The sequence below is a fragment of the Actinomyces sp. zg-332 genome (genome assembly GCF_011751945.2).
Classification (GTDB): Bacteria; Actinomycetota; Actinomycetes; order Actinomycetales; family Actinomycetaceae; genus ZJ293.
In genome coordinates this window covers 347034-359155 of sequence record NZ_CP064951.1, presented here as the reverse complement: position 1 = coordinate 359155, position 12122 = coordinate 347034, and the positions used below count along the sequence as shown (strand labels likewise).

The window sequence follows — 12122 nt, the reverse complement described above, 5'->3', positions numbered from 1 at the left end:
AATAATATCTTTAGCTAAAATAAAGTAAATTTTTTTGTAAGCTTTACTTATGGGTAATATAATTATTACCAGTACGTACGAAGTTGCTAAATGTAGAAGTAACTGACACTAATTTAGATAGAGATAAAGATTCAAAGCTGAAAGTAGATGTTTCATCTAAATTTTCTCTATCACTAGTATCATATTACTTCTCATGCATACCCATTACCACCAAACCCCATAATCCCTTGAGCTATAACATATTTATACGGACTAATAAAACATTGACATCAATACGGTAGTACTAAACGCGACATACAATAATCTCCTTGCAGGAAATGGGCAGCTACTCCATAGAGTATTAGTAACAATTTTTAAAACCTTGATTGCACAATCACTCCATGTGGTACGGAATCCCCATAATTCCGTACCACTCTCCCTAGTATTTATATGCTTTGTTGCACAATCACTCCATGTGGTGCGAAGCCCCCCATAACCTTCGCACCACTTCCTTTTTAAGACTTATCCATATACAGACATTTCACCTTATACTAATAAGATAAACTATTAGACTGGCAAGCCAATATAATATACACATTACCTTGCTATCTTTAATGCACAAAAATACAACCTCACATTTCACATACAGTAAAGCATGAGGTTGTAAACACTAATTTATGTTTTTAAATCCAATAAAACCATAGAAAATTTATGTTAAAACAGAAGCTATAACCCAAATAATATTTGCAACAATGTGACAACCAATATGCGTAATAATTGCATATTGAATACCGTACTTTTGGTATATCACACCGAAAACTAATCCAAAACAACCGTTATAAAACAAACAACGTAATAATAATACAGGCGTAATACTACCGAACAGAAGCACAGTAGCTGGTAAGTGACCCAGTGCAAACAGCAACGCAGTAATAAAATTAGCTATAAAAAACACTTTAACAGGAATTTCTTCTTTTGATACTTTCTTGTAAAAAAGCTTCCAAATCACTAAAGCTACTAATGACATCAAAAACAAACGTATCATTATTTCTTCAACTACGCCACCATAAAATATTTCAGATAAAATCCTATTCACAGATAACGCATTATAAGTAGTTTGAATAATTGGATAATAACTACCGAAAATCCAATAATCTGAACTGAAGAAAATACCACATCCCAAAGCAACAAAAATTGTATTTACAAGCTTTGCTTTCTCTAAAACAAATGGTTTCATCAACCCTATACGATTAGATATAAAGTATCCGATTACACCGCATATAAAAGCCATAATTGTAGTCTGCAAAGTAACAGTTACAAGATAGGCAACATAACCGCCAGCTTTAGAAAGCAAAATTTTCTGTGCATCTTGAGATTGTGTATGTAATAGTTCAACAGCAGTAAAATATCCACCAATTAAGGCTGCTGGTACAACAAAAAGTGAGAGTTTTAACGCACGCTCCAGATCGCTACCCTTTTCCATAACTTTTCCTTTAAATAACTCAGTTAATTTTATAGTATTCATCTAAAGATAAATTGAGCAATATGCCAATAAGAAGACTAATAAATATTGCAATAATATTTATAAAAGCCTTCCCTCACTCCCAAAATTAGCAAACTGTTTATTAAGAAAAGACTGTTCTTAATAAACAAACGCTCTTTTACATAATCCTAATTATATCACTATCTGAAAACATACTATTATCAATATATTATGCTATTAAAAGGATTCCATTTTTAAAGATACTTTTTATTTAAAATCAAAAAGGTGGGATATTATCCCACCTTTTTGAGAAAAATTTTAGCTCTTAGACGCATAGTTAGGTGCTTCAACTATCATCTGAACATCATGAGGATGGCTTTCTTTCAAACCAGCAGGTGTGATACGTACGAAACGTCCACGCTTTTTCAATTCCTCAATATTATGAGCACCAATGTAGAACATTGATTGATGCAAACCGCCAACTAGCTGGTATATTACTGCACCTAAGCTACCTGAATAAGGAACTTGTCCCTCAATACCCTCTGGAACAATCTTATCATCAGAAGTAATATCAGCTTGGAAATAACGATCTTTAGAATAAGACTTACGACCGCGAGATGACATAGCACCAATACTACCCATACCGCGATATTTCTTGTACTGCTTACCGTTCATAAATACTAGTTGACCTGGAGATTCCTCACAACCAGCAAGAAGAGAACCTAGCATGACAGTATCAGCACCAGCAACCAAAGCCTTAGCAATATCACCAGAATACTGCAAACCACCATCAGCAATTAGAGGCACATTCGCTGGAGTACAAGCCTTGGCAGCCAAATGCACAGCAGTCAGCTGTGGCACACCGATACCAGCGACAACACGAGTAGTACAAATAGAGCCTGGACCAACACCAACTTTAACAGCGTCAGCACCAGCATCAATCAAAGCTTGAGCACCTTCAGTTGTGGCAACGTTACCACCAATAATTTCTACGCCATCAAAGAATGGGTCATTCTTCATCCTGCGAATCATATCTAGAGCTAGTTGAGCTCCAGCATTAGCAGTATCACAAACGAGGACATCTACACCAGCTTCAACAAGAGCTACTGCACGTTCCCAAGCATCTCCCCAATAACCGATAGCAGCGCCAACTACTAGGCGTCCCTTTGAGTCTTTAGTAGCATTAGGATACTTTTCAGTCTTAACAAAGTCTTTAACAGTTATCAAACCACGCAACTGACCTTCATCGTCAACAATTGGCAGTTTTTCAATCCTGTTACAAGCAAGCAAACTCTTTGCTTCTTCGCGTGAGATACCAACTCCACCAGTAATAAGTGGCATTGGTGTCATACATTCGCTTACTTTCTTTGTGCTCCACTGATCAGTTGGAACAAAACGTAAATCACGGTTAGTAATGATACCTAATAACTTGTTATTTTCATCAACTACTGGCAAGCCTGATACACGGTATTTACCACACAAAGTATCAAGTTCTTCAATAGTTGCATCAGGTGTAACAGTTACCGGATCAGAGACCATACCAGATTCTGATCTTTTAACTTGGCGAACCTGTTCAGCTTGTTCTTCGATGGATAAGTTGCGATGTAAAATACCAATTCCACCCTGACGAGCCATAGCAATAGCCATACCTGCTTCCGTAACAGTGTCCATGGCAGCTGAAAGCATAGGGATGTTTAGTGATATTTTCTTAGTAAGACGTGTTTTAGTAATTACTTCCGATGGAACAACGTCAGTCAATTCAGGTAATAGCAGGACGTCATCATAGGTTAGCCCTGTCAAAGAGAATGGATCATGTTCTTGCATATATAAACATTACATTATGTTTGAGATTTTCTCAATTTATTTAAAAAAATTTCCCCCACCCATAAGAGTGAGGGAAAAAATTTTATTAGTGTTCGACAATAGCGACTAGATCACTAACACCCATAATTAGGTATTCTTCACCGTCATACTTTACTTCTGTTCCACCGAACTTTGAGTAAATAACTACGTCGCCAACTTTTACGTCAACTGGTAGGCGGTTGCCCTTTTCGTCTAGGCGACCTGGACCTACTGCAACTACAACACCTTCGTTTGGTTTTTCTGTTGCAGCATCAGGAATAACTAGACCTGATGATGTAACTTTTTCTGCCTTGACCTGCTGTAGCACAACACGATCTTCTAGTGGTTTAATGGAAACCGACACTTCGGCTCCCCTTTCCTTAATAAACTTGCATTACCTATCACAACTTTTGCAGTCGCGGATAACAAAAACTGTGACCTATGAGAATTAACTCACTCAAGAGATATTCTACACTAAAAATTAGCACTCAAGCAATGCGAGTGCCAATATTGTAAAATATATTAACTGTCCTATTAATCACATTGAGAAAAAATGAGTAAAAACATTTTACTAGCCCCTAAAGCACAAGAATTGTATGAAAAATTACTGTTAGAACAAACACAATTCTTCTTATCCAACAAAGAAAATAACAAAATATCTGAAAGCATATATAACCCTAAACTTTTAGCATCAAGTTTTATACCTCCAGCCCAAATACAAACTTTACGTAAAACCTATGGAGCTGAAATAGTATCTGCAGTACTTACACAACTAGACTTACAAAAACAAGCTTTCATAAAACACGGTGAAGAACTTAAAAATGTTTTATTTCTAAGAACTTCACTCGAACAATCTACCAGATACATAATATCCAAAATACACGCTAAACGATTCATAAAATCTGCTCCCGAGAAAATAGGTGACCTAGGCTGCGGAGTCGCAATAGATACTATAGGGCTATGTAATGCTTATTTAGAACGTAAAAAAGTAATAAATGACAAACAAGAAACAGCACAAACGCAATCTAGTACAAAAGAAAATCTGTTTTCAATAAAAGCATACGAATTAGAAGAAGAAGTATTTGAAATAGCAAAACATAATTTACGACACTATGATTTTGCAGAAGTTAGAAATGAAGACATCAACAGTATAGACTTTGAAAAAGAAAATTTTACTGCTGTTTACGCAGATCCTGCTAGACGTAAAAACGGCAAAAGACTAATGAATCCTGCTGATTGGTCCCCTTCTTTAGACACAATATACGGTTGGATTAAACACTGCCCGAATGTAGGAGCAAAAATTGCTCCAGGAATAGACTATAAATTTTTACACCCAGATAGCGAAACTAACTGGCTAAGCATAAACGGAGAATTAGTAGAAGCAAGCATATGGTTTGGAGACTTGAAAAACCACACTGGCAAAACAGCAACCGTAATAAAGACAGATAAATACAACAAAGTTACATACTCTAAGACTCATAGCTTCGACAACAACTCCACTGGTCCATCGCAAGAAGTAGAAACAACCGACTTGCCAATTGCTAAAAACTTATACATAACCGAGGTAGATCCTGCAATACTTAGAGCAAACGGTCTAAGCTGGGTCGCTAATAAAATAAATGGAAAGTTAATTAGTGACAATATTTCCTACCTAGTAACTCAAGAAACCTGCAAAAACACTGATATACTTCCCCTAATAAAACAGTGGGAAATAATAGACTATTGCAACCTGAAAACGAAGAAAATCAACGAATTATTACAGCAACACAATATAGGTAGCTTAGAAATCAAAAAACGAGGCACCGACATCTCACCTGATATCTTACGAAAAGGACTAAAACTCAAAGGAAAAGAAAAAAGTACAATATTTCTTACAAGATACGATTCTAAGCACATCGCTTTACTTGCAAAACAAATATAATACTTACTAATTACTCGTTGGGAGTTTATAAATGTTTTACCTATTCCCTAGTGTTTTCAAGCATTTTAAGCATTCTTAACGAGCTTACCTTTGAAAATATAAATGCACTACATACAAGGCTGAGTCAAAGGCATCGAAGAGTCAGGACCAAATTCTAAACCAGAAGGAGCGCCCCCTGCACGCACCAATGCAGAGCCTAGACTTGCAATTTGTGCGCCGTTATCTGTACAAAAACGTAAAGGAGGCATGCGCACAGTTATACCAGCTTGCCCAGCTCTTTCGGTAAGTAGCTCTCGCAGGCGAGAATTAGCTGAATATCCCCCACCAACAACGATCGTGTCGCAGCCAAATTCTAGGCACGCCGCAACTGCTTTTGATGTCAATGAATCGTTAATTGATTCACTGAAACTAGCACAAATATCCTCAACGCAAATTTCGCTACCACTTTCTCTCAAGCCCTCAACATAGCGTGCAACAGCTGTTTTCAGACCAGAGAAAGAGAAGTTAAAACGGTGGCGTTCCTTATCCTTACCAGCATGTAAACCCCGAGGGAATATAATAGCTTGCTTATCCCCACTCTGGCTCAAACGATCTACGTGTGGACCTGCAGGATATGGCAAACCTAAAAGCCTACCAACTTTGTCAAAGGCCTCACCAGCAGCATCATCTAAAGTCCCACCAAGCTCAACGATATCATTAGCAATATTATTAACTAACAAAAGATTAGAATGTCCACCAGAGACAATCAAACCTATGAATTTATCAGGGAAAGGCCCATCAACTAGCTCATCGACGCATAAATGACCAATAACGTGATTTACCCCATAAATCGGCTTATTTAAAGCAACAGCTAAAGTTTTAGCAGCTGAAATTCCCACAGTTAAAGAACCAACTAAACCAGGACCAGCAGCACAAGCAATAGCGTCAACTTCAGATAAATCAACACCTGTTTTTTCCAAAACAGCTTCCAGAGTGGGTAAAAACGACTCCAAGTGAGCTCTTGAAGCAATTTCCGGGATAATTCCCCCGTACCTAGCGTGTTCGTTCATTGATGAAGCAGTTACATCCGTGAGTAAAGTTCTACCTCGAACTAATGCTACACCAGTCTCGTCACAAGTAGATTCGATTCCCAATACTAAAGGCTCACTCACGAATTTCACCTATCTTCACATCAATTTTTGAAAAGTGTCAAAAATGCAAAATCTATAAGAAATTTCGATAAAATCTCAAATAATTTTACCTGTCAATTATATTCTTATTTCTACTTTTTCTCTATAACAGCTCTTTTATAAAACAACAGTAAGTTTTTGCGATATAGCTAACTAGCAAAACCACTGAAAATATTTTGAATTTACAGTTGTTGTAGTTGTTATATGAACATATTTACATCGTTCAATGTACTATATCCTTATTGTATATTACGATTATAAACTTATAGTTTACTTGCATAAAAACACTACAACCCACATTTTATAAATAGTATAAACTTAGAAGTTTATTTTATATTAAAGAAGAAACAATAAACCTAGATATAAACCAATAAGCACTAAAAATGAAATAACATATCTAAATAAAATACGAAAAGTATAAATGGGGCATTTGCTAAAAATACCCCACTAAAACTATTTACCTTTTATGGCTGCTTTCGCTAGTTGTCTATTCAGATTAGCTATAGTTTCTAGCGGAACTGATTTAGGACATACAGCAGCACATTCACCAAAGTTAGTACAAGAGCCAAATCCCTCTTGATCGTGGACATTTAGCATATTTACTACACGATCTAAGTTCTCGACCCTTCCTTGTGGAAGTAGTCCTAAATGCGTAATTTTTGCTGCTGTGAAAAGCATAGCTGAAGCATTAGGACACGCTGCTACACAAGCTCCACAACCAATACAAGCTGCTGCTTCAAAAGCTCGATCTGCATTTTCTTTAGGGACAGGAATAGAATGTGCGTCTGGAGCTGAACCTGTGTTTACGCTAATGTAACCTCCTGCTTGCACAATACGATCTAAAGCACTACGGTCTACAATTAGGTCCTTAATTATAGGAAACCCTTTTGCGCGCCATGGTTCGATGGTTATACAGTCTCCGTCTTTAAAGTGACGCATATGCAACTGACACGTAGTAGTACGTTCTGGACCATGTGCATAACCATTGATTACAACACCACATTGCCCACAAATGCCTTCGCGACAATCAGAGTCAAAAGCAACAGGTTCTTGCCCACGCACAAACAGTTCTTCATTCAAAACGTCAAGCATTTCCAAGAAAGACATATGCTCATTTATTCCACGTAATTCATATTCGTGAATAGCACCTTTGTCTTTAGGAGAAGCCTGCCTCCATATTCTCAATGTAATATTCACTTGTAACTCCGTTGTTTCAACTCAATATCCTTATAAATTAAATCTTCCTTATGTAGGACTGGAGGCTTATTTTCTCCTCCAAATTCCCAAGCAGCGACATAAGTATATTCATCATCATGACGTAAAGCTTCGCCCTCTTCAGTTTGAGACTCTGCCCTAAAGTGACCTCCGCACGATTCTTTACGGTGTAAAGCATCTATACACATTAACTCAGCAAGTTCTAGGAAATCCCCAACACGTCCAGCTTTTTCTAGAGACTGATTTAACTCGTTTTTACCACCTGGAACTTTGATATTAGTCCAAAACTCTTGACGTAATTCACGGATTTTTTCTATAGCTTTCCTTAGCCCAGCATCAGTGCGTTCCATACCGCAGTATTCCCACATAATTTGCCCTAATTCTTTATGGAAAGAATCAGCAGACCTATTTCCATCTATAGAAATTAGCTTATCGAACTTATCTTGAGCCTCAAATAGTGCTTTAGTAACTTCAGGATGGTTCTCATCTATCTTTTCAAAAGGACCACCAGCTAAATAATCATTTATTGTATTAGGTAGCACAAAGTATCCGTCAGCTAAACCTTGCATTAGAGCAGACGCTCCTAATCGGTTAGCACCATGGTCCGAGAAATTAGCTTCACCCGCTACAAATAGTCCAGGAATGGAAGACTGTAAATCATAATCTACCCATAGCCCACCCATTGTATAATGCACAGCAGGATAAATACGCATTGGAACTTCGTAAGGATTTTCACCAGTAATACGCTCATACATATCGAATAAGTTCCCGTATTTTTCGCTTACTTTATCTCGTCCCATGCGTTCAATTGCTTCAGCAAAGTCAAGGTATACTCCACGACCAGCAGGTCCTACTCCTCGACCTTCATCACACACATTTTTAGCTTGGCGTGAAGCAATATCGCGTGGAACTAAATTACCGAAAGCTGGATATATGCGTTCTAGATAGTAGTCACGGTCTTCTTCAGGAATGTCACGTGGATCTTTTGAGCAATCTTCAGCTTTCTTAGGAACCCATATACGTCCATCGTTTCTCAAAGATTCACTCATCAAAGTTAGTTTAGATTGATAGTCCCCAGAAACTGGAATACACGTTGGGTGAATTTGTGTGTAGCAAGGGTTGGCAAAGTATGCTCCTTTTCTGTGAGCACGCCAAATAGCTGTAGCATTACACCCCATAGCATTAGTAGATAGGAAGAATACATTTGAATACCCACCACTAGCTAAAACAACTGCGTCAGCTGTGTGTACTTCTAATTCACCTGTAACCATATCTCTAGCAATAATACCCCTAGCTTTGCCATCGATTACAAGCAATTCAACCATTTCATGACGGTTATATGATTTTACTGTTCCAGCACTAACTTGTCGCTGTAAAGCTTGATAAGCGCCTATCAAGAGTTGCTGACCAGTTTGTCCGCGCGCATAAAATGTGCGAGAAACCTGAACTCCACCAAATGATCGGTTATCCAGCAGTCCTCCGTATTCACGAGCAAAAGGAACCCCTTGAGCAACACATTGATCAATTATGTTAGCGCTAACTTCTGCTAGACGGTAAACGTTATTTTCCCTAGCTCTATAGTCTCCACCTTTTACTGTGTCATAAAAAAGTCTATATACAGAGTCATTATCGTTTCTGTAGTTCTTAGCAGCATTTATACCACCTTGTGCAGCAATAGAATGCGCACGCCTTGCTGAGTCCTGATAGAAAAATACTTTTACGTTATACCCTGCTTCTCCAAGCGTTGCTGAAGCAGCCCCACCAGCAAGTCCTGTCCCAACGACTATAATGTTGAGCTTTCTGCGGTTAGCTGGGTTGACTAGACGAGCGTTGAACTTGCGTCTTTCCCAGCGTTTGTCAATAGGAACATCCATAGGAGCCTTAGTGTCAGCAATCTTATCTCCCAAATAGTATGTTCCATCAACTAAGTCATTCAATTCTTTATCCATTTTGACCACCTTATTGAATAAAACCTAGCAAAATAGCAGTAGGTGGCGCCATAAAAGCAGTAAATAATGCCAAGGCAACCAATGTAGCAATAGCACGAATAATTGATTGCATATTACGTCTGTTAAATCCTAAGCTTTGTAATGCAGAAGCCACACCATGCCATACGTGAAGTGATAAGAAAATTAAAGCTAGTAAATATATAATCCAAACATACCATTCTTGGAAAGACATAATCATACGCATATAAGGTGTAGTATTTGCGTAACTACCACCTAATTCAATATGTAAAGTTGTAAAGTGTAGTATATGGAAGATTATGAACAGGACTAAGAAAGTGCCACCTATACGCATAGTATGAGCAGCATAGGTATTAGCAATATTCTTTTTCACAACGTATTTAGATGAACGTGCCTTCTTTGATTTTATAGTCAAATGCATAGCACAGCTAACGTGCAAAAGCACAGCTAATAGCAAAGCAACTCTCAAAATCCACAGCATACCTTCATGAGGTAAAATTGGTTCACCAATAGTACGTAAGTGTTCAGCATAACCATCGTAAGCTTGCTTGCCTTCAAACATTTTCAAGTTACCATAAGCATGCATGACAACAAAAAACGCCAAAAATAAACCTGTGACTGCCATTATTTGTTTCATAAAAACACTGGTAGTCCAAGCTCTGTTTTTAAAAATACTCTTTTTTTCTTTCACAATATAAGCCTATACCTTTTTAAGGAAAAATTTACATATAAACTTTAAAATAAGAAAAATTTAAATATAAAATCCCTAAGAAAATACTGATATATCAACGCTTTTATGAGTGGTTTTAAAATGAAATATTCTCGTTTACAAAGTGTATCTAGAGAAAATAAAATCATTTTTAAATACATTTACGCAATAGCGTTATTATTAAAATTAGAAATGAGTATTTTATGCATAAAAATTTTATGATGAGTAGAAAATAAACAAATTTATAATATTTAAAATCAACTGTCAGCAAATTATATGCTCAGTTACACAAAGCATTAAAATACATACATTACGATATTTGCTAACGATATAACAAAATTATAAAGTTTTGCTGGACAGTCAGTTAGAGAGTATTTCTGCTCCGACTACACCTATTTTGTTGATAGCACATTCCATAATTACAGCATTTTCTAACGGAGATTTGTAATAATTTTTTCTTTTACCAATTTTTTTGAAACCTAATTTTTCGTAAATATGAATAGCACCATCATTACTCTCACGAACTTCTAAGAACATTGTCCTCAATTTTAAGGAACGAGCTTTTTCTAGTAGTTCTTCTAGTAAATAAGTTGCTAGCCCCATTCCTCGGTAAGAGTCCAAAACAGCTATTGTCATTAAATCGCTGTCATTGAAAGTAGTAATACCCGCCCAAGCAACTAATTCACAAGTATTGTAATTTTCCTCTTCCAAAAACTTAGAATCAACAATAGTATACCCATAGTTTTGCTTATATTTTTCTGCAATTTCACTTTTTATAAGGGATGTACTTTCAGTTTTTAGTTCAGTACTTTCAACTGCATATAAACCTATATAGTAACGATCTGAGCTAGTTAATTCACTGAGGCAATTAGTCTTTGACCATGCTTCAAAGCTACCGAAAACTTTATGTTCCCCGGCGTAAAAACTATCTACATCAGCCTCGCCTAAGACTTTAAAAACAAAGTTATACATTTATCCACTTGCCCTATTCACATCATCAGCTATAAATATCTCATACAATTTGAAACAACGATAAAACAAGCTTCTATTTATTAGGTTCTTGCACATCAGGACGGCGTAAATACATAGGTTCACTACTAGTCATATCGATACCATTTATTTCACGTAAGTAAGCTATCCTAGCCATATTCTTAGATTCCACATATAGAGGAGCAAGTTCATTTAACGCAAAATGCCCGGAATACTTATAAGCACCTTGACCAACATTCACTATGTCTAATTCGCCATATTTATCAAATCTAGATGATACAGATTCAGGCAAATCCACACTAACATCATCAAAAGCTTTCACGTCATTTTCGCCATTAGCAATATACAAGCCAGAGTATATTTCTTTACGTCTAGCATCCGTTGCCACAAATACAGCTGGCTTACCTTTTGCTGTCTCATCTAATCCAAATAATTCATGTTCAATAGCAAAATCAAAACCTTGCAAAGCCAAGACATCTAAACTACATATCCCTAATAATGGAACTCCAGCTGTAAAAGCAGCCACCCTAGCAGTAACCAAACCAGCTCTTAAACCAGTAAAAGGGGCAGGTCCCGTGCCACAAACCACACGATCAATATTGGCTTCAGCGATATTATCCGCACCTAATTCCAGCAATACTTCAGATAGTAAAACTGCGAGCTTTTCTCCATGCATTCTAGGGTTATCCATTTTTTTATCAGAAAGCACTTGCATACTTTGGCCATCAAAATCCACAATGGATACACTAGCTCCATTAGAAGTATCGATACATAAATAACGCATAACTCACCTAAAACTTGTTAATCTATCAGTAATTATATTATAAAAAACGTGGCATATTTGGTT

Annotated in this window: 10 protein-coding genes; 1 reads left to right on the top strand and 9 read right to left on the bottom strand. The window is 36.9% G+C overall.

The features are described 5' to 3' along the window. Nucleotides 1-688 precede the first annotated feature (688 nt). The 3 genes from HCQ94_RS01360 to groES form a co-directional block, all read right to left on the bottom strand. Nucleotides 689-1462, bottom strand: coding sequence for a CPBP family intramembrane glutamic endopeptidase (locus HCQ94_RS01360; RefSeq protein ID WP_198418106.1), 774 nt, complete (start codon nt 1460-1462; stop codon nt 689-691). Nucleotides 1463-1780: 318 nt separating this feature from the next. Further along, nucleotides 1781-3286, bottom strand: a complete 1506-nt coding sequence (gene guaB / locus HCQ94_RS01355; protein ID WP_166976956.1) for an IMP dehydrogenase — start codon at nt 3284-3286, stop codon at nt 1781-1783. Nucleotides 3287-3371: 85 nt separating this feature from the next. Beyond that, nucleotides 3372-3668, bottom strand: coding sequence for a co-chaperone GroES (gene groES / locus HCQ94_RS01350; protein ID WP_166976954.1), 297 nt, complete (start codon nt 3666-3668; stop codon nt 3372-3374). A 189-nt stretch (nt 3669-3857) separates the two neighbouring features. Between groES and HCQ94_RS01345 the strand changes: the two genes are divergently transcribed. Next, nucleotides 3858-5225, top strand: coding sequence for a THUMP-like domain-containing protein (locus HCQ94_RS01345; protein WP_166981179.1), 1368 nt, complete (start codon nt 3858-3860; stop codon nt 5223-5225). A 107-nt stretch (nt 5226-5332) separates the two neighbouring features. Here HCQ94_RS01345 and tsaD read toward each other — a convergent pair whose 3' ends face one another. From tsaD to tsaB, 6 genes are all read right to left on the bottom strand, one after another. Then, a complete protein-coding gene (gene tsaD / locus HCQ94_RS01340) occupies nt 5333-6376 on the bottom strand; it encodes a tRNA (adenosine(37)-N6)-threonylcarbamoyltransferase complex transferase subunit TsaD (RefSeq protein ID WP_166981176.1) in 1044 nt (347 codons plus the stop codon). A 471-nt stretch (nt 6377-6847) separates the two neighbouring features. Next, nucleotides 6848-7591, bottom strand: a complete 744-nt coding sequence (locus HCQ94_RS01335; RefSeq protein ID WP_166976948.1) for a succinate dehydrogenase/fumarate reductase iron-sulfur subunit — start codon at nt 7589-7591, stop codon at nt 6848-6850. Further along, a complete protein-coding gene (locus HCQ94_RS01330) occupies nt 7588-9558 on the bottom strand; it encodes a fumarate reductase/succinate dehydrogenase flavoprotein subunit (RefSeq protein ID WP_166981173.1) in 1971 nt (656 codons plus the stop codon). The genes HCQ94_RS01335 and HCQ94_RS01330 overlap by 4 nt, the downstream gene beginning before the upstream one ends. 10 nt (nt 9559-9568) lie before the next feature. Further along, the gene (locus HCQ94_RS01325; protein ID WP_196373616.1) at nt 9569-10267 is read right to left on the bottom strand and encodes a succinate dehydrogenase cytochrome b subunit; all 699 of its coding nucleotides are present in this window, start codon (nt 10265-10267) and stop codon (nt 9569-9571) included. Between the two features lie 378 nt (nt 10268-10645). Beyond that, on the bottom strand, nt 10646-11257 hold the full coding sequence (rimI, locus tag HCQ94_RS01320; protein ID WP_166981166.1) for a ribosomal protein S18-alanine N-acetyltransferase: 612 nt from the start codon (nt 11255-11257) through the stop codon (nt 10646-10648). A 73-nt stretch (nt 11258-11330) separates the two neighbouring features. Continuing rightward, nucleotides 11331-12059 carry a tRNA (adenosine(37)-N6)-threonylcarbamoyltransferase complex dimerization subunit type 1 TsaB gene (tsaB, locus tag HCQ94_RS01315; protein ID WP_166981163.1) on the bottom strand — a complete coding sequence of 243 codons (729 nt, stop codon included), beginning with the start codon at nt 12057-12059 and terminating at the stop codon, nt 11331-11333. Nucleotides 12060-12122: the final 63 nt, after the last annotated feature.

Excerpts from the sequence above, each read along its gene's own strand:
- HCQ94_RS01360 (WP_198418106.1), bottom strand. The coding sequence starts at position 1,462 with ATGGAAAAGGGTAGCGATCTGGAGCGTGCGTTAAAACTCTCACTTTTT.
- guaB (WP_166976956.1), bottom strand. The coding sequence starts at position 3,286 with ATGCAAGAACATGATCCATTCTCTTTGACAGGGCTAACCTATGATGAC.
- HCQ94_RS01345 (WP_166981179.1), top strand. The coding sequence starts at position 3,858 with ATGAGTAAAAACATTTTACTAGCCCCTAAAGCACAAGAATTGTATGAA.
- HCQ94_RS01330 (WP_166981173.1), bottom strand. The coding sequence starts at position 9,558 with ATGGATAAAGAATTGAATGACTTAGTTGATGGAACATACTATTTGGGA.
- rimI (WP_166981166.1), bottom strand. The coding sequence starts at position 11,257 with ATGTATAACTTTGTTTTTAAAGTCTTAGGCGAGGCTGATGTAGATAGT.
- tsaB (WP_166981163.1), bottom strand. The coding sequence starts at position 12,059 with ATGCGTTATTTATGTATCGATACTTCTAATGGAGCTAGTGTATCCATT.